Annotated in this window: 22 protein-coding genes; 6 read left to right on the forward strand and 16 right to left on the reverse strand. The window is 48.3% G+C overall.

Annotation, left to right across the window (positions count from 1 at the left end; all coding sequences use genetic code 11):
- Window positions 1-71: 71 nt before the first annotated feature.
- The 3 genes from ACU1JV_RS13435 to ACU1JV_RS13445 are packed head-to-tail and all read right to left on the reverse strand — an operon-like array spanning window position 72 to window position 3,589.
- Window positions 72-680 carry a pentapeptide repeat-containing protein gene (locus tag ACU1JV_RS13435; protein ID WP_025676762.1) on the reverse strand — a complete coding sequence of 203 codons (609 nt, stop codon included), beginning with the start codon at window positions 678-680 and terminating at the stop codon, window positions 72-74.
- Window positions 681-717: 37 nt separating this feature from the next.
- A complete protein-coding gene (locus ACU1JV_RS13440) occupies window positions 718-1,227 on the reverse strand; it encodes a MarR family winged helix-turn-helix transcriptional regulator (RefSeq protein ID WP_040102632.1) in 510 nt (169 codons plus the stop codon).
- Complete coding sequence (locus ACU1JV_RS13445) at window positions 1,217-3,589, reverse strand: ATP-dependent DNA helicase (RefSeq protein WP_413987156.1); 2,373 nt, start codon at window positions 3,587-3,589, stop codon at window positions 1,217-1,219. The genes ACU1JV_RS13440 and ACU1JV_RS13445 overlap by 11 nt, the downstream gene beginning before the upstream one ends.
- Before the next feature lie 167 nt (window positions 3,590-3,756).
- Between ACU1JV_RS13445 and ACU1JV_RS13450 the strand changes: the two genes are divergently transcribed.
- Complete coding sequence (locus tag ACU1JV_RS13450) at window positions 3,757-4,833, forward strand: diguanylate cyclase (protein ID WP_413987157.1); 1,077 nt, start codon at window positions 3,757-3,759, stop codon at window positions 4,831-4,833.
- Window positions 4,834-4,967: 134 nt separating this feature from the next.
- Complete coding sequence (locus ACU1JV_RS13455; RefSeq protein WP_013373596.1) at window positions 4,968-5,141, forward strand: aspartyl-phosphate phosphatase Spo0E family protein; 174 nt, start codon at window positions 4,968-4,970, stop codon at window positions 5,139-5,141.
- A 63-nt stretch (window positions 5,142-5,204) separates the two neighbouring features.
- Here ACU1JV_RS13455 and cidR read toward each other — a convergent pair whose 3' ends face one another.
- Window positions 5,205-6,110, reverse strand: a complete 906-nt coding sequence (gene cidR / locus ACU1JV_RS13460) for a cidABC operon transcriptional activator CidR (protein WP_413987520.1) — start codon at window positions 6,108-6,110, stop codon at window positions 5,205-5,207.
- Window positions 6,111-6,241: 131 nt separating this feature from the next.
- Between cidR and ACU1JV_RS13465 the strand changes: the two genes are divergently transcribed.
- A complete protein-coding gene (locus ACU1JV_RS13465; protein WP_013373599.1) occupies window positions 6,242-6,613 on the forward strand; it encodes a CidA/LrgA family protein in 372 nt (123 codons plus the stop codon).
- Window positions 6,610-7,287, forward strand: coding sequence for a CidB/LrgB family autolysis modulator (locus ACU1JV_RS13470; RefSeq protein WP_013373600.1), 678 nt, complete (start codon window positions 6,610-6,612; stop codon window positions 7,285-7,287). Before ACU1JV_RS13465 ends, ACU1JV_RS13470 begins: the two co-directional genes overlap by 4 nt.
- A 150-nt stretch (window positions 7,288-7,437) precedes the next feature.
- Here ACU1JV_RS13470 and ACU1JV_RS13475 read toward each other — a convergent pair whose 3' ends face one another.
- The 3 genes from ACU1JV_RS13475 to ACU1JV_RS13485 all read right to left on the reverse strand — a co-directional run bounded on the left by ACU1JV_RS13475 (window position 7,438) and on the right by ACU1JV_RS13485 (window position 11,469).
- Entirely contained in the window at window positions 7,438-9,141 is a 1,704-nt protein-coding gene (locus ACU1JV_RS13475) for a glycerol-3-phosphate dehydrogenase/oxidase (RefSeq protein WP_413987521.1), read from the reverse strand.
- A 225-nt stretch (window positions 9,142-9,366) separates the two neighbouring features.
- Window positions 9,367-10,860: a glycerol kinase GlpK gene (glpK, locus tag ACU1JV_RS13480; protein ID WP_413987158.1), complete on the reverse strand. Its 1,494-nt coding sequence runs from the start codon at window positions 10,858-10,860 to the stop codon at window positions 9,367-9,369.
- A gap of 51 nt (window positions 10,861-10,911) precedes the next feature.
- Window positions 10,912-11,469: a glycerol-3-phosphate responsive antiterminator gene (locus ACU1JV_RS13485; RefSeq protein WP_019688909.1), complete on the reverse strand. Its 558-nt coding sequence runs from the start codon at window positions 11,467-11,469 to the stop codon at window positions 10,912-10,914.
- Window positions 11,470-11,776: 307 nt separating this feature from the next.
- Between ACU1JV_RS13485 and ACU1JV_RS13490 the strand changes: the two genes are divergently transcribed.
- Window positions 11,777-12,274, forward strand: coding sequence for a DUF1036 domain-containing protein (locus ACU1JV_RS13490; RefSeq protein ID WP_058711218.1), 498 nt, complete (start codon window positions 11,777-11,779; stop codon window positions 12,272-12,274).
- A gap of 96 nt (window positions 12,275-12,370) precedes the next feature.
- Here ACU1JV_RS13490 and ACU1JV_RS13495 read toward each other — a convergent pair whose 3' ends face one another.
- A complete protein-coding gene (locus ACU1JV_RS13495; protein WP_013373604.1) occupies window positions 12,371-13,324 on the reverse strand; it encodes an alpha/beta hydrolase in 954 nt (317 codons plus the stop codon).
- Window positions 13,325-13,584: 260 nt separating this feature from the next.
- Between ACU1JV_RS13495 and ACU1JV_RS13500 the strand changes: the two genes are divergently transcribed.
- Window positions 13,585-14,220 (forward strand): NAD(P)-dependent oxidoreductase, encoded by a 636-nt coding sequence (locus ACU1JV_RS13500; RefSeq protein WP_413987159.1) that lies wholly within the window; start codon window positions 13,585-13,587, stop codon window positions 14,218-14,220.
- 111 nt (window positions 14,221-14,331) lie between these two features.
- Here ACU1JV_RS13500 and ACU1JV_RS13505 read toward each other — a convergent pair whose 3' ends face one another.
- The 8 genes from ACU1JV_RS13505 to kduI form a co-directional block, all read right to left on the reverse strand.
- Window positions 14,332-15,492: a cation:proton antiporter gene (locus ACU1JV_RS13505; RefSeq protein WP_413987160.1), complete on the reverse strand. Its 1,161-nt coding sequence runs from the start codon at window positions 15,490-15,492 to the stop codon at window positions 14,332-14,334.
- A 315-nt stretch (window positions 15,493-15,807) separates the two neighbouring features.
- Complete coding sequence (locus ACU1JV_RS13510; RefSeq protein ID WP_413987161.1) at window positions 15,808-16,398, reverse strand: GNAT family N-acetyltransferase; 591 nt, start codon at window positions 16,396-16,398, stop codon at window positions 15,808-15,810.
- Window positions 16,399-16,446: 48 nt separating this feature from the next.
- A complete protein-coding gene (locus ACU1JV_RS13515; protein ID WP_413987162.1) occupies window positions 16,447-17,814 on the reverse strand; it encodes an MFS transporter in 1,368 nt (455 codons plus the stop codon).
- A 92-nt stretch (window positions 17,815-17,906) separates the two neighbouring features.
- A complete protein-coding gene (locus ACU1JV_RS13520; protein ID WP_264216954.1) occupies window positions 17,907-19,058 on the reverse strand; it encodes a winged helix-turn-helix domain-containing protein in 1,152 nt (383 codons plus the stop codon).
- Window positions 19,039-20,277 (reverse strand): CynX/NimT family MFS transporter, encoded by a 1,239-nt coding sequence (locus ACU1JV_RS13525; RefSeq protein WP_264216955.1) that lies wholly within the window; start codon window positions 20,275-20,277, stop codon window positions 19,039-19,041. Before ACU1JV_RS13525 ends, ACU1JV_RS13520 begins: the two co-directional genes overlap by 20 nt.
- A gap of 248 nt (window positions 20,278-20,525) precedes the next feature.
- On the reverse strand, window positions 20,526-21,302 hold the full coding sequence (gene kduD / locus ACU1JV_RS13530) for a 2-dehydro-3-deoxy-D-gluconate 5-dehydrogenase KduD (RefSeq protein ID WP_413987163.1): 777 nt from the start codon (window positions 21,300-21,302) through the stop codon (window positions 20,526-20,528).
- A 49-nt stretch (window positions 21,303-21,351) separates the two neighbouring features.
- Window positions 21,352-21,996 carry a bifunctional 2-keto-4-hydroxyglutarate aldolase/2-keto-3-deoxy-6-phosphogluconate aldolase gene (locus ACU1JV_RS13535; RefSeq protein ID WP_013373614.1) on the reverse strand — a complete coding sequence of 215 codons (645 nt, stop codon included), beginning with the start codon at window positions 21,994-21,996 and terminating at the stop codon, window positions 21,352-21,354.
- A 79-nt stretch (window positions 21,997-22,075) separates the two neighbouring features.
- A complete protein-coding gene (kduI, locus tag ACU1JV_RS13540) occupies window positions 22,076-22,906 on the reverse strand; it encodes a 5-dehydro-4-deoxy-D-glucuronate isomerase (protein WP_013373615.1) in 831 nt (276 codons plus the stop codon).
- Between the last annotated feature and the right edge of the window lie 307 nt (window positions 22,907-23,213).

Genomic DNA, 23,213 nt, shown 5'->3' on the forward strand with positions numbered 1-23,213 from the left:
AGATTTAGTATTCCTCCAATTCTCCAGCACGGGGTAACACAGGTCGAGACAGCTCCTGTATCTCCGTGCTTTTAACCATCTATCTTGGCACCATAAGAGCGGGCCACTGCTACTGCCAGTTCGATATCCAACTTGGCTCCGGTAATGTCCAGATCTTTAAAATTCACGCCATCCATCTTCGCACCGCGCAGGTCGGTTCCTTGAAGGTGGGCTTTGTGCAGCCTTACCCGGGTAAGATCCGCCTCGCGCAAATCTGCCTTTTCCAGATGGCATTCGGATAAATCAGCTTCCTTGAATCGTATTTTTCGCAAATCCTGTTTTCTTAAATCTGCATGACGCAAATTCGTATAAGACCAGTCTCCGCCCGTAATCGTGATACCATCCATATTCGCCCCCGCAAAGTCTGAACCTACCAGCTTACAGTTATCAAACCGGACTACAAACAGATTCGCGCTGGTGAATAGACAATTGGTAAAAGCGGACTCCTTGTAGTGAGATGCATTCAGAATGGCTCCGGTAAAATCACAGTCCACAAAAGTACAGTCTTCCACAAGGGACTCATTCATCTCCACACCCCGAAAACGACATCGGGTAAACTCGCAATTTCTCCACTCGCCTTCTCTGGCATCCATTGAGCCAAAATCACGGCCTTCATAGACCTCATCTGTATAAAAGAACATTTTCCCTCTCCTATTCCTTATTCCCGACATCAGGGCTTCAGCTTTTCGGCAAGGACCGCTCAAAACCGCCTTTCATTTTCCCCAGTAAACCCTTCATCATCTTATGATCCTGTGGCGTAAACTCAGACATGCATGACCGAATCAGCTTCGTATAATAAGGAACTATTTTGCTTAACAGTTCTCGTCCTGCCTCTTTTAATCCGACAGTCACCATCCGTCCGTCACTCTCGTGAGCCACACGTTCTATCATTCCATCTCGCTCCAAACCGTCGATCAGTCCTGTCATGGTCCCACGCGTGACATCCGCTTTTTCCGCTAACTCCGATGGTGTCATGCGATGCGGCGCATGGCAATGCAACAAGCTAAGAACGATAATCCGACCCTGAGAAGCCCCCAGTTTGGTCAAATCTGTATCCATTTCTCTGAAAATACCGTTAGCCAAGCGCGCAAATGTCACAAATGTCTCTATATTATCTACTTCGGCATCCTCATGTCCAAAGCTACGCAGCACCCCGCGTATGGAATCATTATGAAAATTAAAATTCATAGTCCATCCATTCCTTCCTTAATCCCGTTTGTTCCGTCAAACGGTAGCTTTTCCACTCATCTGGCAGCAAAGAGGCATATGGCTCCTTGGCAAAACGATCATCTACCAGGACCAGCAGCCCCTCGTCATGCTCTGTGCGAATAAGTCTGCCACCTGCCTGAAGAACCTTGTTCATCCCCGGATATACATACGCATAGTTGAAACCATTTCGTCCCTGTTCCGAAAAATAATCCCGCAGCACATCCCGCTCCGCTCCAATTTGCGGCAAGCCGACGCCGACGACCACTACCCCGTTCAAGCGATCCCCAGGTAAATCGACACCTTCAGCAAAGACACCACCTAGTACGGCAAAGCCGAGCAGGGTGCGCTCTTGCCCAGGTTGGAAGGCCTCTAGGAACCGATCACGCTCCGGTTCGGTCATACCCGGACTTTGTATCAATGTATCTGCAGACACGTCCTGAAGCATGAACTCCTCGTATACCTCTCGCAGATACGGATAAGACGGGAAAAACACGAGGACGTTCCCCTTCCGCTCCGCAACCAATCCAGCCAGCATATCCGCAATCGCCCCTTTAGAACGCTCACGATCCCGATAACGGATGGAGAGCGGCAGCAGACGTACATCCCATTGCTCCTGATGGAAAGGGGAAGGGACCTGTAACGTATAGTCTTCTTCGCTTGCTCCAAGCATGTCCCGGTAATAAGCAAGCGGTGTCAACGTCGCCGAAAAATAAATAGTCGAGCGGTAGTTCTTTACAGCCTGTCCCAGCAAGTGCGAAGGATCGAGGCAGAACAGTTTGATCCTCACCTCACTGCGCCCTGCTTCAATATAAGTAACGTAACGTTCATCGTATAAAGCAGCGATTCGCAGCATATTTTGGGCGGTAAAATACGTATCCAAAAGCAATGCGTAGGCCGTACTTTCACTGCTTGCGCGACTTGTACTGCTCCCCGTCACCAGTTCACGTTCAGCGGCCTCCACAAAAGGCACCAACAACTCCAGCACCTCTTGCGGTGCTGCTGTTTCCACTGCTTTTCCTGTATCTGCATGCAGCTTGCGCAGCGTAATCATATGTGCGTTCACTGCACTCGCAGTCGTAGCAACCTCCGGGCTTAGCAACTTAAATTCTCTTTTCAGTTCCAAAAAAGAAGATTTTAGGATTTCCGCCGAAAACATGTCCCGACCGCGTTCCACCAGATTATGCGCCTCATCCACCAGCACAACACCTTTTCGCTTGTGCTCTTCCAGCAATCTCTTCAAAGAAATCCGTGGATCAAAAACATAATTATAATCACTGATTATACCATCCGAGGCATACGCCACATCTAGCGAAAATTCAAAGGGACATACCTTATGCTTGCGCGCATAATGCTCAATCACCGCCCGCGTCATTAACGTCTCATTCGCCAAAATATCGGATACTGCACCGTTGATCCGGTCGTAATAGCCCTCACACATGCTGCATGATCCAGCATCACAATCATGTTCATCCTTAAAGCAAATTTTATCCTTCGCCGTCAACGTTACCACATGCATGTGCAGCCCTTGAGCCTGCATTCGGGCATAAGCTTCTTCAGCTGCTGCCCGAGTGGTGGTACGAGCCGTTACATAATATACTCGCCTAGCCAGCCTTTCGCCAATCGCCTTAATTGCAGGAAATAAGGTGGATACCGTTTTACCGATACCTGTGGGCGCTTTGGCAAACAGGTTGACTCCTTCAGCAATCGTCTTGTACACTGAACCCGCTAAAGTTCGCTGACCTGAACGATACGTGTCAAAAGGAAACTCCAACATAGCAATACTGGCATCCCTCTTCGCCGCATGTGCTCTCAGCAGGAATGCATACGGTGCATAACCAGCAATCATCTCCTGGGCGAAAGCTTCCAGCTCTGCAAAAGATAGCATCCGTCTGAAGCGACGAATGTCTTCACTGTGTGCTTGTACATAAGTAAGTTGAACCTGCATGGAATGATGCTGCTCCTCACGAGCAATCATATAGGCATACAGAAATGCTTGTGCCCAGTGCACGGGTTGGCCGTCCCCCTGAATATCTTCCAGGGGCTGAGAGATCGACTTAATTTCATCAACCGTCCATACGCCATCCAGCTCAATCAGTCCGTCACAGCGGCCCTCAATGATAAACAACTCACCCTCATACGAAATTTCGGTACGTAAATGTACCTCTTTGCGATCATGCTCCTTGTAACTCTTCTGGATAGCCTGATGCACACGAGTTCCTTCCTGCATACTGCTATTCGAGCGAAAACCGCTCTGAATGCTGCCACTCCGATGCACATATTCCACAAGTGGACGCACCGAAATGTGAATTGGTTCCTTCATGCGATCACCCGTTCCGGTCATAGTCCTTACACTGTACCACGTAGATCAACGAAACGTAAGGGACATAAGAATCGTTTGTGGTCGATTGGTATTCATTCATATCTACTTTTTACCGAAATATAGAAACGAGGCCTTTTACTTTATTCCCAACATACTACAACTCACATTACAGCATAAAGGACAGGGACATGTTAAAAGAATTAATTAACAATTTTGCGTTATTAACAAGCTTCTTATTCTTTGGAAATTTATTATCCCGGAAATATGAACGTTACCTGACAAACCACGCACTCATTCATCAGGTAATGAACGGTTTAATGCTGGGCCTGTTTGGCATTCTGTTAATGATGACCGGTTTATGGATCCATGGGCACTTTGTGGTTGATCTGCGCCAATTGGCGATTATCATATCTGTTTATATAGGAGGAACGATATCCGGTTTGCTGACCACCCTGATCGTCATCTTGTATCGTATTTACATCACAGGGGGGTGGACGGACATTTCTCTGACTGCTACGGTCAATTGCTTCGTGACATTAGTCGTTTCACTTATCTTTATTCGAGAAAAAAAGCTAACACTCAGCAAATGGATGTCAGCCGTGCTTGGAGCTGTTGTTGTGTCGCTGTTATCTACTTTCTTTGTAGCTAATCCACCCAACTTAGAATCAATAATAATGATCACAACCGTGAAGATTCTTGGCGGCTTGTTCACTTATTTTATGATGTCCCATATCAAAAAAACAGAACGGGCTATTCACCTGCTGGAAGAGGCTGCGAACCGCGATCATTTAACCGGGCTATACAGTCCGCGTGCTTTTGATGCGCTGTTCGAAGAGGTACTTCATGCTTCCAAGACTACAAAAAAACCCTTTGGACTTGTGATGCTAGATATTGACCACTTTAAAAAAATTAATGATACGTATGGCCATTTGAACGGAGACGCCGTCTTAAGCCAACTGGGAATTTTGTTAAATCGGGAATCTACAACGAGAGCATACCCCTCCCGTAAAGGCGGAGAGGAATTCGCAATTCTACTCGGAGATTGTGATACCGAAAAGGCGGCAAGCTTTGCCGAGAAGATTCGAAAAGCTGTGGAAAATGAATGTTTTCTCTTGAATGACGGAACCATAATCTCCTTAACCGTATCCATCGGAGCAGGCAGCTCTCCTGCTATTGTATCGAGACGTTTATTGGAAAAGGCAGACGAAGCATTATATGAAGCTAAACGATCAGGACGCAATCGGGTAGAATCGGCAAAACCATAATTATTAGTCGCTAAATGTCAGGAAAGCTGGATTAATGTTAATAAAAAGTGGTAAAATGGAAATAACATCGTTATCAAAAAAACTGCTGCCGCTAGTGGAGACATGCCTTACAATCGACATGGGGGGTGGGCTTTGTGAACCTCGAACAATTGGAAAAACTCATGGAAAAAGAACGCCGTGAACTGAATCGCATGGCTGACTTACACGGATTAAGAGATGAACGTGTATTGGACAAATCCTCCAGGCTTGACCGTATTATGGACAAGTACCTTCACACCAAGCGCGCAATAAACCAAACACACTCATAGAAGCAAGCTACTTCGCTGCCCCTCAGGGCAGCTTTTTTATGATGTAAGCCACATCCGTCCTTCTCACCGACGACTTCCGCCATATTCTGTCCGCAACAATCGCTGTGTGAAAGATATCCACTCTCTGGCAGCAAAGGACAGATACCGATCGTTCCGCCAGATCATCCCCAAATGCCAAGGAATGACAGGACCTACCAATGGAAGAATGCGCAGGCGTTCGGAATCCAAATCCCGGCATATCGCCTCCGGCAATAACGCTACTCCCAGGTTGGCAGCAACCATTTCGCTGATCAAATCCCATTGAGAGCTTTCATAGACTACACGCGGCTGAAAGCCAGCACGAACACATTCGGCAATGATACGGTCGTGTAGCGTAAAATCCTCACGGAACAGCACAAACGCCTCCTCTGCTAACGCAGATAGTGGCACCTCCTTGCAGTCGGCCAATGCATGCGTCGGATGAACGAGCAAATTCAGCTTTTCTTCCACAAATAGAAATGTCTCGAACATATCTCCAACCGGAGGCAGCACAATCACCCCGATATCCAGTGCCCCAGCTTCTACGTCCTGCTCCACTTTCTTCGCTCCATCCTCGAACAATTGAATGGTCACATCGGGAAAGGCCTTGTGGAACTCTCCAATGACACGCGGAAAAAAGCTCGATCCGACCATAGGAGGCAGACCAATGCGGATATGTCCTTTTTTCAGGTTCATCAAATCACTCAGCTCCGAGGACAAGCTCTGAAAGGACTTCACAATCGCTTGTGCTTGAAGCTCAATGACCTTGCCCGCATCCGTGAGTTCGATTCTTTTGCCAATCCGATCGAACAAAGTAACTCCCAGTTCTTCTTCCAGGCTTTTAATCGTCTTACTAATCGTCGGCTGAGTAATAAACATGCTCTGGGCTGCCTTCGTAAAGCTGCGCAACCGCGCGACTTCCAGAAAATATTGCAAATGTCGGATATCCAAAGCTACACCTTCTTCCATAGACAAACGGAATAGACTTCATTCTTTATATGCATTTTACTCATGAAAGCTTGTGATGTAAAATTTCATTACAGTTTGAAAATAACGGATCTCAAAGATAGGAGACTTTATATATGAAAAGCTTCATACGCGGTGTCCTTCAGATCGCCGTCCTGATGGCCTTTTCGCTCATCCTGAACGCGGTGGTCTCCTGGCTCCACCTGCCTATACCCGGTAGTATCGTCGGTATGCTAATTCTCTTTATTCTGCTGCAAACCCGTGTGGTCCGACTAAGCTGGATCGAGGTTGGCGCAAACTGGTTGCTGGCCGAGTTGCTATTATTCTTTATTCCCTCCGCTGTTGGCGTTATGAATTATTGGCCGATGCTGGAACACGATGGCATGAGCATTATGCTGGTCGTGCTGCTCGGCACCTTTCTGGTGATGGCCTGCACAGGTATGATCGCCAGTCTGCTTGGTAAACGAAAGGAGCATAAATCATCATGACCGGTCTTCTATGTATTGTATTAACACTTGCTATTTACTGGATGGCCAAACGCATGTACCGCACATTGCCCAAGGTGTATTTGTCCCCATTGCTCATTACACCTGTGGTTATCATTTTGATTTTGACGCTGACGGGTGTGAACTACCGTTCTTATAATTCAGGCGCTCATTTTCTATCCATGCTGCTACAGCCAGCTACGATTGCATTTGCTGTCCCTTTGTACCGATATTTCCCTGTGTTAAAAAAACACGCGGCCCAAATCGTGCTTAGCGTGCTATCTGGATCTGTCGTAGCCGTGCTGTCCTCCATGGCGCTCGCCAAGTGGATGCACCTGGACTCCTCGCTGCTGAGCAGCCTGATTCCTCGCTCGATTACGACACCTATTGCGATGAATGTATCGCAAACGATTGGCGGTAACCCGACGGTCACGGCGGTATTCGTTATTCTGACCGGATTGAGCGGTCTTATTATCGGCCCGATGATCGTCAAACTGTTCCGTATCGAAAATGAAGTTTCACGCGGGGTATTGCTCGGTACCGGTGCTCATGGTACGGGTACTTCCAAAGCGTTCGAGTTCAGTTCGCTGACGGGCACGATTTCCAGCATCTCGATGGTGCTCGCCGCTCTCTTTACCTTGGCGGCTGCGCCCTTCCTGTTCCACTTGATGCTGTAAGCCATCTGTATACAAAGAAGCAGCGATTCTCTTATGAATAGAGGATCGCTGCTTTTGTTTTGTAGGCCCCTTTTTCGCTTAAAGCAGTGATGCGAACGAAACAATTGTAGAGAAGCAGAGCGGTCAAGGATACACATCCCTCACACTGTATCAGATGACTTTAGTGGCGCCGGGTTCGGCTTCTATCTCTACAGGTGTCACAGCTTCATACAGGTAAGTATCCAGCTCAGTCGTATATTGGCGTTCTTGCTCGGCGCTCCAGCCTGCATGCTCGGACATTAATGTAACGACAGCCTGCTTCCAGCGCTTCACCTCGTCAATTTGGAAGAACAGTGCTCCCGTGCGACGTATGAAAAAATCAGACGGTGTCACGGCCATTTCCTGTTCCATCGCGTACAGAAGCGGAACACGCACTTCCACAGGTAGTGCCGCTTCCGTCTCGGTGGCGTTCTTCATGCTCTGTGTCGCTATAGCAAACAGTCGCTCCACATTTGAACCATAGCGAACAGCCCATGCTCTGGCGGTCTCCGGCGGCAGACCGAGCGCAGCGCCCGCTATGGCTTGCTTGCTCACGAAAGCGTCCCAGCCCGCCGAGCCGCCTACACTGCCGCCCGAAATTGGGATATGCCTTGTGCGGCATGCCCGAAAGCCCTGCCCATGCAAGCGGCCTAATTCCCGTACCGCACGATCCACGACGAGTTCGGACATTTTCCGGTAACCTGTCAGCTTGCCGCCTGCGATCGTGATCAGACCTGAACGGGATTCCCAGATTTCGTCCTTACGTGAGATTTCTGAAGGGCTTTTACCGTCTTCATAAATGAGCGGCCGTACCCCTGCCCAACTGGATTCCACGTCTGTAACCGTCAGCTTCACATCCGGGAACATCCCGTTGATCGCTTGAAGCACATACGCCCGGTCTTCGGCGGTCATCCGGGGATGCGCCGTATCCCCCTCATACACCGTATCGGTCGTACCTGCATAGGTTTTGCCGTCACGCGGGATCGCGAATACCATGCGTCCATCCGGTGTATCGAAGTACACTGCCTGTTGAAGCGGGAAGCGCCCAGCATCGAATACCAAGTGGATACCCTTCGTCAGGCGAAGCACCTTACCCTCTTTGGAGCGATCCATTTCCCGCAACGTATCTACCCATGGTCCGGCTGCGTTAATGACCAGCGAAGCCCTGATTTCGTATGGCTTTCCCGTTACCCGATCGGTTACACTGGCGCCGCTTATTCGTCCGCTGTCATACAGCAGCTTGTCAGCCTTGGCATAGTTCACGGCCAGCGCCCCTCGTGTAACAGCTTCCTTCATCACCTCAATCGTTAGGCGAGCATCGTCTGTGCGGTACTCCACATAACTACCGCTTCCCCTCAGTCCTTCTCTCTTCAGCAAAGGCTCGCGCTCCAGCGTAGTCTGGATGTCCAGCATGCAGCGGCGCTCACTACGCTTCACGCCAGCGAGGAAATCATACACCAGTAGCCCGATAGAAGTGGTGAAAGCATTAAATGTGCCACCCTGGTGAAAAGGAAGCAGCATACGCTCCGGAATGGTCACATGAGGACCATTTTCGAATACGATGGCTCGTTCCTTCCCGACCTCGGCTACCATTTTAACCTCAAATTGCTTCAAATAACGAAGACCACCATGCACTAGCTTGGTAGAACGACTGGATGTACCTGCTGCAAAATCCTGCATTTCCACCAAAGCCGTTTTCAAACCACGATCCGCTGCGTCCAGTGCAATTCCCGCCCCTGTAATGCCGCCGCCAATAATTAAAATATCAAAATGCTCACGCCCCATACGCTCCAAAACGGCCGTTCTCTCCTGTGCAGCAAATCCCTGTTCTCCCATCATCTATCCCTCCAACTTTGTACATGTCTGCTATCAATGTGACACCGAATCATCAAAGGTACAAAAAAAGACCACGAACATCGCTGCGGCGGATGCCGAGCGGTTCATGGTCTCTCCAAGTCTCCTGACGAGTATTAACTTATCTATATCGTAGCACACACAGTACACGATGAAAAGGAGAATCTGCCTGTTGTCAGATGACTGCCTACTCTCGTAAAGTCACCTTTACTTGAACGACATTGCGGCATGGACCGCCTTTTTCCAGCCACCATATCGTTCAGCCCGCACATCTTCACTCATGGTTGGAGTAAAGGTTCGATCACTTTGAGCATACCCCCGGACTTCATCCAGACTGTCCCAAAATCCAACTGCCAGCCCTGCCAAATACGCTGCCCCTAGCGCCGTTGTCTCGTTCACAGCAGGTCGTTCCACAGGCAGATCCAGAATATCGCTCTGGAACTGCATCAGGAACTCGTTCATCACTGCGCCCCCATCTACACGCAATGAATGCACAGGTACACCCGAATCGCTCGCCATGGCGGTTAGAACATCTTTGGTCTGGTAGGCCAGCGATTCCAGTACCGCTCGGATAAAATGCTCCTTGGACGTTCCCCGTGTCAAGCCAAAGGTCGCGCCGCGCACGTCGCTATCCCAATACGGGCTGCCAAGCCCTACAAAAGCCGGGACAAAATATACCCCCTCCGTCGAGGTCACCCGCGCTGCATACGCTTCACTATCTTTGGCCTCGCGGAACATGCGCAATCCGTCACGCAGCCACTGAATAGCAGACCCGGCTACAAAAATGCTGCCCTCTAACGCATACTTCACCTGACCGTTCAACCCCCATGCAATGGTCGTAATCAGTCCATGCTTCGATTCACAGGGTTCATCTCCGGTATTCATCAGCATAAAGCATCCCGTACCGTATGTATTTTTAATCATGCCTCTGTCAAAGCATCCCTGACCGAACAGAGCTGCCTGCTGATCGCCCGCCGCTCCGGCAATAGGAATTTCCTGTCCAAAAAAATGATAATCCACTGTATTCGCATATATTTCGGAGGACGATCTCACCTCCGGCAGCATAGACGCAGGAACACCGAGAATATCCAGCAGTTCCTCATCCCACTTCAGCTCATAAATGTTGTACATTAGCGTACGAGCAGCGTTGGAGTAGTCTGTTACATGCGCTTTACCGCCGGACAGTCTCCAGATCAGCCAGGTATCGATTGTACCAAACAACAGCTCTCCACACTCCGCCTGGGCTCGCGCTCCTTCAACGTTGTCGAGTATCCATTTGACTTTGGTACCCGAAAAGTAGGGATCAATGAGTAGGCCTGTTTTGCTATGGAATGTTTGATCAAGCCCACGGCTTTTCAAGTCCTCGCAAATCCCGGCTGTTTGCCGTGACTGCCATACCAGCGCATGATATACAGGCAGGCCTGTATGTTTATCCCACACCACCACAGTTTCCCGTTGATTGGTAATACCAATTCCAGCAATTTGGCTGGCTTTCACACCTGATTCCGACAGACAGGAGGCGATGACGGCCAAAATAGAGCTCCATATTTCATTCGCGTTGTGCTCCACCCATCCCGGCTGGGGAAAATACTGCGGGAACTCCCGTTGTGCCTTGTACACTACTTTTCCCTGCCGGTTAAATAAGATGGCCCGCGAACTGGTTGTGCCCTGATCCAAGGCAAGAATGTACTGCTCCGTCATTTTCCAATCTCCTTGCTTATTATGTAGGTTGCCCACTTGATTCAAAAAAAGCTATCGCTTATAGTGCTCAAACAGTTGTTTATTGGAGGTCGTAACCGCTGCAGCTCCCGCTGCCAACGCCGCTTCCACATCCTCAGGGGTACGAATAAGTCCGCCAGCCAAAATAGGAATACCCGTGCGTTCACTGACCTCCGCAATCATCGGCGGCACAACACCCGGCAGCACCTCAATATAATCGGGGCGCGTTTTTTCCACCAGTGCGTAGCTTTTTTCCAGCGCAATCGTATCCAGCAGGAACACTCGCTGTACAGCAAGAATCCCCTTTTTTTTAGCAGTTGCAATCACCCCGGAACGGGTCGAGATAATCCCAAATGGCTTAATTTCCTGACACAAATACTCAGCGGCATACTCGTCATTCTTCAAACCTTGCACCAGGTCGGCATGCAGAAGCATCTGCTTATTGCGGCTCCTTGCCATCTGATATAGGTTGCGCAACTGCGCTACATGCGTATCCAGAAAAACAGCATACTCATAAGAGCTGTCCAAAATATCCTCCAACTGCTTCATGTGCTTAGCTGCAGGTAAAATGCGTTGTCCCTGAAATGGCATGGATATCCCCCTTAGGCCGAAGTCGGTCAAACTCGTTCAAATTTTATATTATCACTCTGTTCGATGAACGTGAAGCGATCTCATAAGAATCCCCCTTCATACTCCATATGTTCCTTTATTTATAAACCGCGAACTCCCCATATTCCAATTGTGCGCTCGATTACTACCACCTCTTTTACTTCCCTACCACAAAAACATTGAGATATTGCATTCATTTTTTGTACTTTTTGATCGTCCACATGTCCATTTCTTTTCCAGAAAATTCGCATAGATTGATATTAATCTTTCAAAGAATGGAGTGATTAGAATGGGTTTTTATGTTCGTAACAGTACGCCTAATCCTATTTCGGTTGCTGTTGGATACTATGATTCTGGTTGTAGTCCCATCACCTATGCTAAGAGAGGCTGGTACCGTATAGAACCCGGTAGACGCGCATTTCTTGTAGCTGGGTCAGCCGCAAACCAAACATTTTATGTCTACGGGCATGACAGTTTTGGTAATTGGTGGGGTGGCAATTTCTACACAGATGTTCCTAGAGAGGCTTTCACAAGATGCTGGATAGCAGGTTGCCAAGGCCAGGGCTGTAGAAATGTGGGGTTCGATGAGATCAATGTTGGCAATTTCGAAAACTACACACTAAACCTTGTAGATAGTACCCAAGGTGCATCTAAGTCAAGACGTACTCTAGTAGCGAAAAAAAGAAAAACCAATTTTAAATTAGGGAAGTTCAGCTTTATAAAATCACCTGGAAGAATAGGTAAACTAGGCAAGACTAGAAAACCACTATATGGTAAACGCAACTAGAATGATATAAACAGAACCAAAAGAAGCACCCCCAGCCATGAGCTGGGAGGTGCTTCCTTACATACTAACTGTGTATTCCTTTACTCGTCTATAAAACTAGCCCTCAAACCCTTGGCGCAGCCACGAGGTAGCCAGCATTATTGCACCGCGCTTGGCCGCGGTTTCCGACAATGGGTTCAGCATCACGAAGTCGTGTATGATGCCTTGAAAGCGCGCAGCGGTTACATCTACCCCAGCTTCACGCAACTTGTTCGCATAGGCCTCCCCTTCATCACGCAACACATCGGCCTCGCCTGTAATAACCAGCGCACGCGGTAGCCCTTTAAGCTGGTCAGTGGTAGCACGTAACGGAGACGCCGTGATCTGCGCCCGTTCGTTAGGATCTGTCGTATATTGATCCCAGAACCATTGCATCCCTTCGCGGCTCAGGAAATATCCTGTGGCGAACTCATGGTACGACTCCGTATCAAAAGAAGCGTCCGTCACTGGATAGAACAGCAACTGCTGCCGAATGGTAGGACCACTGCGTTCTTTGGCCAGCAGAGTTACAGCTGCAGTCATGTTACCACCGACACTATCTCCGGCGATCGTCAGCGTATCGGGCTTCAGCCCATGCTCGCGCCCATGCTGTGCCACCCATTGAACGACCGCGTAAATTTCCTCAATCGCCGTCGGATATTTGGCTTCAGGCGACAAGCTGTATTCCGGGAATACAACGGCTGCCTGTGAGCCTACCGCCAGTTCACGAATCAGACGGTCATGCGTATGAGCATTACCGAATACCCAGCCTGCTCCGTGGATATATACAATGACCGGGAGATCGCCTGTCACCTGTTGTGGACGAACAATTTTGACCTTCACCTCACCGCCAGGGCCACCTGGAATCGACAGGTCCTCCAGGTCTGCGGCAGGTTTATCTGCTGGACCGGATTGAACTTCATTGACCGTTTCACGTCCTTTTTCAGGACCCAAATCATACAGAAACGGAGGCTTGGCATTATCGTCTGCAAATTTTTGCGCTGCGGGCTCCAGCTGTACTTTTTTACTCATATCGTTTCACTCTTCCTTTCTGATCTGCGGTCTACATGTATTCAATATGGTTTACATTTACTTATTCAGTATCATCTTATATTTAAACGAGTTCCTCTCTTTCCAATCGGAGGACTCTATCTTGCCCAACAGAAGAGCTTGACTTTTAATTTGTATTGTAACTATAATAGTTACATATTAAAGTTCAAGTATGAACATCATGCAACGCATGAATCAAGCAAATAAATCATCCAAATCATTTTTTAGGAGGCTATTCTATTATGAAAATTGCAGTTATTGGTGCAGGCGGTAAAGCAGGAAGTAATATCGTAAAAGAAGCATTAGACAGAGGGCATGAAGTAACCGCCATCGTGCGTGACCCGGCTAAAGTCACGGACAATCGTGCTGCTGTAGTACAAAAAGACGTTTTTGACCTGAAAACAGATGATCTGAAGGGTTTTGACGTCGTTGTTAATGCTTTTGCCGCTCCGTTTGGACAAGAGCATCTGCATGTAGATGCAGGTAATGTATTGATTGAGGCTCTCCGCAATGTATCCGGTACTCGCCTGATTGTTGTAGGTGGTGCAGGCAGCTTGTTTACGGATGAATCCGAGACACTCTTGGTAAAGGATACTCCTGACTTCCCTGATTTTGTATATCCAACAGCTCATAACCAAGGAAAAAACCTGGAAATTCTACGCGGTACCAGTGACCTAAACTGGACTTTCATTAGTCCTTCTGCAGAATTTGCTCTCGGCAAACGTACAGGCTCTTACCAAGTGGGCAAAGACACCCTGCTGGTTAATTCCAAAGGTGCAAGCTATGTCAGCTATGAAGATTATGCTGTTGCCGTAGTAGACGAAATTGAAAAACCACAACATCTGAATCAACGCTTCACTGTCGTATCCGAGTCCTAATTCTGCAGCTGAATCGAACATTCCAACATAAAAAGACCCTTCGGTCACTTTCCATCCTGCTTGGAAAATGAACCAGAAGGGTCTTATTGTATGTCTAGTCTGTCCAACCTCTTACTTCTCAATCTGGCTTACAGTCTTGCGATCACTAAAACATAGCTTAAGAATTGGAGGTGCAGCCAACGTCGTCAAAATAACGGCAATGATAACTGAGGTAAAATACTGCTGTGCCAGCAGACCCGTTTGCAACCCGGTGGCTGCGATAATAAGTGCAACTTCGCCACGAGATATCATGCCAGAACCAATCGCAAGCGAGGAACGGGTATTAAAACCTGTCAGCCGCGCGCCGATGCCTCCTCCGACTAACTTCGTCACCAGCGCTATCAGTGTCAAAACAACAACAAACCCAATCTGCTGTCCCACTCCCTCAAAAGATACATTTAAGCCAATGCTGACAAAAAATACAGGAACAAAGATGGAATAAGCGATGGGCTCTACCTTTTCTTCTACGACATGCTTAAAACTTGTTTGCGAAATGGCAATCCCGGCAGCAAAAGCTCCGATAATACCCGCCATACCCATCAAATCTGCAAAATATGCAAAACCGAAGCAAATAACCATAGCAGCAGTAATCACAGCTTCTGTCACTTTGAGGGGGGCAAGTATTTTCATAATCCATGGAACAACGAACCAGCCACCCAGAATAGCCCCCACGAAGAAGATCAGCTTCTTGCCAACAAGAAGTCCCAGCGAGGTTTGCCCACCCATGCCGAATATACTCATCACTACCGCAAGCAGCACTACGACAAGCACATCATCCAGTACGGCTGCACCTAAAATGGTCGAGCCTTCTCGAGTATTCAGCTTGTTCATATCCTTGAGCACCTGCACTGTAATGCTTACGGAAGTAGCGCTCAAGACAATCCCCAAAAACCATCCTTCATGTACTGAAAATCCAAAGGCTTCACCGACTGCAAAACCACAGAGCAACGGCAAAATAATCCCCCCGATCGCCACTGCTACCGCAGGCTTCCAGTTGCGCCGAAGCTGATCCAGATCCGTCTCCAGCCCGGCAATGAACATCAACAGCAACACGCCGATTTCAGACATATCATGAATCAGCGAATCATTTTGCACCCATCCCAAAACTGCCGGGCCGAGTACGATACCAGCGATCAGTTTCCCCAATACCGCTGGTTGACCGAGCTTAACCGATAGATGACCGGCTACTTTTGTAAACAACAGAATCAACAGAAGATACAATATAAATTGCATAGGTAATAACCTCCTTTTATTTAATCCTTGACCTCATTTGCGCATCATCTACAACATTAAAGAAACCGGATAATCATAAAATGCAGAACAATCGTCCAAAATATGTGTCTGACCTTAAACAGACCAACAACTCGCAAAATAAAAAGGGAAACCCGAATACAGCACAGGTTCCCCTAAAAAGACATAAAGGAGCCTTGGTGACAGGCTCCTCCGGTAATTCATATATTCATTTGATGTTGTCGGTTATCCTTGCGCAAACAAGTAACTTTATCTTTTAATTATATCTCTTCTGCAAACCCGTGTAAACGTATTGAATCAATTTTCTGCTTGTTTCACATATCTGTCGCGATATTCATGCTGCAGCATACTCATCAAAATCGAATCGTGGTATTGGTGATTGTAAAATAAAGCATCCCGCTGCACACCTTCACGCTTAAAGCCTACTTTTTCATAGCAGCGGATGGCCTTTTCATTAAAATCAAATACATTCAGCTCAATCCGATGCAGGTTACAAATGCCGAACCCATAGCCCAGCATTAACGTAAGCGCTTCGGTGCCGTAGCCTTTGCCTTGATCCCCCTGCTCATTGATCGCAATACGGATGTTGGCGCTGCGATTCAGGCTATCCATATCCTGTAATGCAATATCGCCGATGACACGATCATCCTCCTGAAGTGCAATGAGAAGCAGCAAGCTTGAGGAATCCTGCCCTTTACCTTCAATGTAACGGGCAATTTGCTCTTTGGTAAAGCTTCGCTGTGTGCCCGTCAGTCTCCGCACTTCCTGATGGAACAATGTATTATAGTATAGCTCGGTGTCCTCCACGTTAATGGGGCGCAAGTACACCCGCGAGCCTTCAAGTAGTCGTGCCACTGGCGTTGTAGATGAAGAATTTTGAGTCAACATGATCTCTCCTATGCTAAAAATATAAATTGCTAGAATGGAAGCAAACGATTACGCTAGATCAACATTTTGTTCAGTAGAAGGGGTAGGATTAGCGAGAGACTCGCGCCAAATTACGGATTGAAGCAGTAGTCCTGCCAAACCTAGGATTCCTACAGTCATTCCGATCCAGACAAAAGCCGTCCCTGCCCCTGCTATTCGGATCAATACTCCCCCAGCAAGCGGCGAAATGACCATGATCGCTCCAATCACGGTACTTTGGATACCAAAGACGCGCCCCACCATATCAGCAGGGGTTTTGGCTTGTAATATGTAATTCTGGGTGATAATGTACAGGCCGTTCCCCACACCTAACATGGCCCCGATCGTAAGCAGAACAGGGAGTCCTGTCCCGGGTTGCGCCCAACCCAAAGCGGCAATAGCTCCGCCAACCAGCACATACCCTCCACCGAGCCCCCAGCCTGCGCTTATACGATTCAAGCGATTAAGCACAAGCATGCAGCCGACGGCGCCAGCACCTATAGCTGAAACCAGCCAACCGAGCAGCGATTCGTTGCCCGGAGCGAGCACTCGCAGCAATGTAGGGAACTGGTAGTCGATCATAAGAATGGCGATCAAACCGAACAGGCCGAATATGAGCGTATGCAAAAGCATTCGACTGCGCCAGAGGAACGCCCAGCCCTCCCGCCACTGGCTGAAAAAACGGGATGCGTGAGCAGGCCCTCCCTGCATCTTGGCATCATCTGCCTCATCCGCTGTAAGCGATGCCGACTTCCTTAGCTGCGCGTCAGCACCAGCAACCGCTTGCTGGTCTGTGCTGGCCAGCGCCGGACCGATGCCACGCAGCGGCCAGAGCAGCAGGCCGGAGCAGAGACGCAGCAGTGCATTCAGGATAATGCATGCTTGCGGAGACAGCACAGTCAGGGTCATGGCGCCCAGCAAGGGCCCCGCGACTTTGGAGGCCTGATTGACCAGCCCATTCAGTGAGGTTGCACGGAACAGGTCGCTACTGGCGACTACTGTACGGGTCAAGCCTTGCTGTGAAGGCATTTGGAATACGCCAGCCGCCGCGCGCAAACCAAGCAAAGGCAACAGCCACGCCGGACCTGGGACGGCGAGAATCGCCAGCGTCAATAAGGTGATAGCTGCATCGCAGATGATCATCAGTCGGGCCTTATGCACCCGATCGGCTAACGTGCCTGCAATGGAACCGAGCAGCAGACCCGGCAGTGCCATGACTACCGGAATCAGCGCAATCAGCATGGGGTCGGCTTCCCAGCGGTAAGCAACAAGCACCTGAATGGCGATAGCATCAAACCAATCACCAAAGGAAGCAGCCGTATGTGCCGCAAACATCCGCCGAAAATGGCCGTTACGCCAAATGCTAGGCGTGGACTGCAATTCTTTATTTTCCTTCATTTCTACTCACCCTGCTCTCATTTTCTGCTTCTTTAGCAATAAGAACATTCTAGCGGGCCTATATCAGAGGAAAATCAGACAGCTAAAAAAAGTCAGGCCCCAGAAAGGATCTGCTCCAGCCAGCGTCTTAGCGCCGGACGATGCAATGTTAAATTATTGTCCCGATCAAGCCGATTATATTGAGCCGCGTATTTCTCTTCCAACATGGGATAAGAGCCGCAGAGCTTCAAAAAACCGCGAATTTGGCAAATCGCCTTGATTTTTAGCAGTTCCTGTTTCGCCATATCAAGGGTAACTAGCCCCTCATCCATGAGCCGCTCGGCGTTGTCCACATCTCCAGTACGCAGCAGCATAAGTCCGCGCATCATGCGATAACGACCCAGTTCACGTAAATACGGAGCTTTCGACAGCATGGCTTCCAGACGATCAGAAAGTTCAGCAGCCTTTCCCATATGATTGGCAACCAGATGCATGTACATCTCCATGAGCGCAACCGGCATCACAAATTTATCGAGATCATCCCGCTCCATTACCATTAAGGTCAGTGGTAGACCTTCCTGTGCGCGTTCAGGTTGTCCATTTTCCACATAAGCCTCCAGGATATTGAGGATGCGTAATTCGCGCTCTTGGTCACTGGACAGCAATCCACTGACAAGCGCACGCTCACATAGAGCAAGCCCCTCATCCGTTACCCCTGCTGTGCCCGTATATAGCAGCAACATCCAATACAAACGGTCCGCGGGTACAAAATCCTCCTGCTTCAAGAACCAAGCCACATCTGCCTGTACAAAACGGGTATACATTTGATAAAAGGAGGACATTTGAAAACCCATCTGCTCCTGCTGGGCAGCCAGTGCTACGATGGAATTTCCCTGTCCCAACAGCTGGTATTTGCGGAATAGTCCATGTACGGCGTCTTGCACCTCCTGATCGTGCAAGGACGGATGGTTCTGTTGCTGCACGTCAGTCAAGGTCAAGCTGTAGCCATACCCTCTGACCGTATGAATACGAAGCCCAGTCCATGCCTTAAGTTTTTTGCGCAATCTGTAGATATGATCATCCACGGTACGCTCCACTGGATATTCCAACGGCCACACACGATCCAGCAGTTGTTCCCGGGTGAACACCTGATTCCGGTTATCATATAGAAAGCGCAACAACGCAAACTCTTTAGCCAACAACATAACACGATCTGCATTATAGACCACACTGTAGCCATCTGCATCAAATTGCAGCCTGATCATCCACCTCGCCTCCGACATATCGTTTCTTGGCTGCACCCAGGCCTATAAACATAAGCAGCACACTCAGGCACAAAAGTAAAAGTAGCGGAATTGTCCAGCCTTGTGTCGCATCATGCAAATAACCGAATAGTGTCGGTCCTGTCGCTGCCAGCAAATAACCAAAGGATTGCGCCATACCTGACAGCTCTGCCGCCTGCTGCGGTGTTCGCGTCCGCAAATTAAAGAACATCATGACTAGCGGAAAAGCAAAACCACCCGCTATACCAATACAAATGACCCAAACCACACTCCACTGTGTAGCCCCGAGCAGAAATCCACCCAGACCGATAAAATAGAGCACTGCCATAATCAGAACCAATAGCCGCTGATCCTTCACTCGCGCCGCCCAAATAGGCACAATAAAAGTAAATGGCATTTGTGAAAATTGCAGCACAGACAGCATCCATCCCGCAGTCTCTGAATCCATTCCCTGTCCGCTCATCATTTCGGGAAACCAGGCAGCAGGAACATAGAAGAGGGCAGATTGCAGCCCCATGAACAGCGTCACCTTCCAAGCCAAAGACGATTTATACACATTCACTGTTCGGGCAGACACTGCCGCTTGATTAGCCGTTCGGCGCGCCTTAAGAAGCTGGGGCACCCAGAGTAAAATACCTACGACACCGACAATCGCCCAAATTCCCAAAGCACCGCGCCAGCCCATTCCTCCGTTCAGTGCCAGTGGTATACTCAGACCGGATGCTGTTGCAGCGACCACATTCATGGATACGGAATATACGCCGGTCATTAGTCCACTGTTGCGGGGAAATTCCTCTTTGATCAAACTGGGCAGCAAAACATTACATACAGCAATAGCCAGTCCCAGCATCGCAGTCCCGACAAATAATGAGGTCACTCCCAGCGTCGAGCGCACCACAATACCTGTGGTCAACAGCAGCAAGGCTGCAAAAATAATAAGGGAAGACCCGAAGCGGCGCGACAGTTTGGCTACAAAAGGCGACAACAGTGCAAAAGCAAGCAGCGGTAATGTCGTTAACAGACCACTTAGTGTATTCGAAATATGCAAAGAATCCTTAATCAAACCGATAAGAGGTCCTACCGAAGTAATCGAGGCGCGCAGATTGGCACCCACCAGGATGATCCCTGCGGCAAGCACCCAAGGACCTGCATGCCACAAAGATTTGTATACCAAAGCTCGTTGGTGTTGCTGTGAACTCATCTCTCCATTCTCCAATCCATTCTGTATTATGCTCAAAGGCTCCAACCAAGTGTAACGGCTGGAGCCTAGGCAATTTTTATCTCATTAAATTATAAAGGCATTCGTGTCATATGCATAGGACGGATCGACACAGCGTCCTCAATCTCAAGTTCAGCTTATCGCTTCATTAAACAAATAAAAGCTGCCTGAAAGGATGATTTCCTTTTGAGGCAGCTTTCAGTTCATCACTTCGATGTGAGTAGCGCTGCTTAACGTACCAGCCAGCCGCCATCCACCGCCAAGATATGACCGTTCATGTAGTTCGAACCCTGACTGGCAAGGAAAACAACAACCCCCATCAGATCAGACGGATCACCCCAACGACCAGCAGGAATACGCGACAAGATTTCTTGATTGCGACTTTCATCCGCACGAATTGGAGCTGTGTTCGCCGTAGCAATATAACCAGGGGCAATCGCATTAATCTGAACGTTATGAACCGCCAGCTCGTTTGCAAATGCCTTGGTCAAGCCAGCCACTGCGTGCTTACTTGCTGTATACGGCGGAACGAACTTGCCGCCTTGGAAAGCAAGCATAGAAGCGACATTGATAATCTTTCCGCTTTTTTGCTCTACCATTATCTTCGCCACTTCCTGGCTCAAATGGTATACAGCATTCAGATTGATTTCCATAACAGCGTCCCAATCTTCATCTTTATACTCCAGCAAAGGAGCGCGGCGGATCGTACCCGCATTATTAACAAGGATATCAATTTTGCCAAATTCCTTGACGCACTCTTCTACAAGTTTTTTAATGGATGCTTTTTCAGTCAGGTCAGCCTGGTAAAAGGCAAACTTTACACCCGTTGGCTCCAGCAGAAGTCTTGTTTCTTCATAATCATCATTGTTAGCTACAATGAACAGGTTTGCGCCTGCTTTGGCCAAAGCTACGGAATATCCTTGACCTAATCCACTGTTGCCTCCTGTTACAATCGCCGTTTTACCTTTAAGACTGAAAAAATCCAATGAAAAATTGTCCAGACCCATGCCTACGCCTCCATCACAAATTAGTATAAAAACCTATATTTCCTGAAGCCTACAACGCTGCACGTACTTCTTTATATTTAGCTACATAACGCGCTGCATTTTCTGTGATCAAGTCGTAGCGACCTTCCTTGGCTGGAGCCGTCAAATTGCCTCCAATTCCCACAGCCACACATCCGTTACGCAGCCAGGTTTCCATATTATCCAGATCAACGCCACCCGTTGGCATAATCTGTACGTGAGGCATTGGCCCTCTGACGGCCTTAACAAAGTCCGCCCCCATCGTATTGCCCGGGAACAACTTCACGACATCGCTGCCCAATTTCATGGCTTCCTTGATCTCATTCAGCGTCATACAGCCAGGCATATAAGGAATCGCGTACAAATTGCATAGCTTCGCTGTTTCTTCTTCAAAAGAAGGACTCACAACAAATTCTGCTCCGGCCAGAATAGCAATTCTCGCCGTCAGTGACTCCAGTACAGTTCCTGCACCAATAACGGCCCGATCCTTAAATTCGTCTCTCAATCTTCGAATGACCTGATCCGCATCCGGCGTGGTAAACGTAAGCTCAATATTATCCAAGCCGCCTTCAATACAGGCTTTGGACATTTGATACGCTTCCTCCGCTGTGTTTCCCCGAATGACTGCAACAACCCCAACCGAAGTGATATGTTCCAAAACTTTCTTTTTCGTCATGTTCCTGATCCTTTCCACGAATGGGATGACCATGGTTCCTCAGCCGCTTGCAGGTCTACGTTCCAATGCAATGACCGGATTAACGCAGCTCGCTCATGGCTACCTGATCCATGTCCTTGTATGTTTTATTTTCACCGGCCATGCCCCAAATGAAGGTATAGCTACCCGTAGCCGCACCGCAGTGGATAGACCAAGGTGGAGAAATAACGGCTTCATCATTTTTCATGACCAGATGGCGCGTTTCGTTCGGCTCACCCATCAGGTGGAACATTCTGGCGTTCTCATCCAGCTCAAAGTAGAAATACACTTCCATGCGACGGTCATGAACATGTGTTGGCATAGAGTTCCACACACTGCCGTTCTCTAATGTGGTCATACCCATAACCAGCTGGCAGCTTTGAATGCCTTCATCATGGATAAAGCGACGTAACGTGCGGTTATTGGCGGTTTCCTGCGAACCCAAACTTTCAGACGGAACATCGGCAAAAGACTGCTTCGTCGTCGGATACGTGGTATGAGCCAAGGCTGAAACGATATAAAACTTCGCAGGTTTTTCGCTGGAATCGCTTTCAAAGATCAACTCCTTGGCACCTTTACCTACGTAAAGACAGTCTTTTGTGGCCAGCTCGTAAGTTTCACCATCCACCTTGACCGTACCACTGCCGCCGACATTAAAAACACCCAGTTCACGGCGCTCCAAGAAAGTTTCCGCTTTGATTTGATCGTTACCTTCCAGTGCAACAGATTTATTCACGGGGTGAATGCCCCCGATAATGACACGATCTTCATGCGTATAGACCAGCTTTACTTCCTCAGGTACAAAAAGCTCCTGAATCAGATAGTGCTGACGCAACTCTTCAGTTGTAAAATGCTTGGCATGTTCGGGATGAGTTGAATAACGCATTTCCATAAAAACATTCCTCCTGTTTAGATAAACTTTTTTATCAACGGAATTGTTATAAAAGCGGTTTCTAACTCTACTTCTTAGCTAGAATTGTAATAATTATCTAAGAGGGTGTCAACCCAAAACTTCATCATTCCTAGAAAAATCCTTAATATTCGCGAATTTTTACATACTTTTTACCTTTTGATAAACAAGAACATATTTTTTTATCTATTTTAACCAAAAAGTTTTTAGCAAATATATCAACTTACTCATTGTGAAAAACCGATTTATGTGATAATTTCATTTTATTCAAGTGGTGCATACGCTTACA

This window comes from Paenibacillus sp. T2-29 (assembly GCF_052921365.1).

Coding starts and splice junctions, on each gene's coding strand:
- kduD (WP_413987163.1), bottom strand. CDS start 21,302: ATGGGTCTGGACAATTTTTCATTGGATTTTTTCAGTCTTAAAGGTAAA.
- ACU1JV_RS13450 (WP_413987157.1), top strand. CDS start 3,757: ATGTTAAAAGAATTAATTAACAATTTTGCGTTATTAACAAGCTTCTTA.
- ACU1JV_RS13465 (WP_013373599.1), top strand. CDS start 6,242: ATGAAAAGCTTCATACGCGGTGTCCTTCAGATCGCCGTCCTGATGGCC.
- ACU1JV_RS13445 (WP_413987156.1), bottom strand. CDS start 3,589: ATGACCGGAACGGGTGATCGCATGAAGGAACCAATTCACATTTCGGTG.
- ACU1JV_RS13490 (WP_058711218.1), top strand. CDS start 11,777: ATGGGTTTTTATGTTCGTAACAGTACGCCTAATCCTATTTCGGTTGCT.
- ACU1JV_RS13475 (WP_413987521.1), bottom strand. CDS start 9,141: ATGGGAGAACAGGGATTTGCTGCACAGGAGAGAACGGCCGTTTTGGAG.
- ACU1JV_RS13470 (WP_013373600.1), top strand. CDS start 6,610: ATGACCGGTCTTCTATGTATTGTATTAACACTTGCTATTTACTGGATG.
- ACU1JV_RS13515 (WP_413987162.1), bottom strand. CDS start 17,814: ATGAAGGAAAATAAAGAATTGCAGTCCACGCCTAGCATTTGGCGTAAC.
- ACU1JV_RS13510 (WP_413987161.1), bottom strand. CDS start 16,398: ATGTTGACTCAAAATTCTTCATCTACAACGCCAGTGGCACGACTACTT.
- ACU1JV_RS13505 (WP_413987160.1), bottom strand. CDS start 15,492: ATGCAATTTATATTGTATCTTCTGTTGATTCTGTTGTTTACAAAAGTA.
- ACU1JV_RS13435 (WP_025676762.1), bottom strand. CDS start 680: ATGTTCTTTTATACAGATGAGGTCTATGAAGGCCGTGATTTTGGCTCA.
- ACU1JV_RS13495 (WP_013373604.1), bottom strand. CDS start 13,324: ATGAGTAAAAAAGTACAGCTGGAGCCCGCAGCGCAAAAATTTGCAGAC.
- ACU1JV_RS13485 (WP_019688909.1), bottom strand. CDS start 11,469: ATGCCATTTCAGGGACAACGCATTTTACCTGCAGCTAAGCACATGAAG.
- kduI (WP_013373615.1), bottom strand. CDS start 22,906: ATGGAAATGCGTTATTCAACTCATCCCGAACATGCCAAGCATTTTACA.
- ACU1JV_RS13525 (WP_264216955.1), bottom strand. CDS start 20,277: ATGAGTTCACAGCAACACCAACGAGCTTTGGTATACAAATCTTTGTGG.
- ACU1JV_RS13535 (WP_013373614.1), bottom strand. CDS start 21,996: ATGACGAAAAAGAAAGTTTTGGAACATATCACTTCGGTTGGGGTTGTT.
- ACU1JV_RS13520 (WP_264216954.1), bottom strand. CDS start 19,058: ATGATCAGGCTGCAATTTGATGCAGATGGCTACAGTGTGGTCTATAAT.
- glpK (WP_413987158.1), bottom strand. CDS start 10,860: ATGACGGAGCAGTACATTCTTGCCTTGGATCAGGGCACAACCAGTTCG.
- ACU1JV_RS13500 (WP_413987159.1), top strand. CDS start 13,585: ATGAAAATTGCAGTTATTGGTGCAGGCGGTAAAGCAGGAAGTAATATC.
- ACU1JV_RS13440 (WP_040102632.1), bottom strand. CDS start 1,227: ATGAATTTTAATTTTCATAATGATTCCATACGCGGGGTGCTGCGTAGC.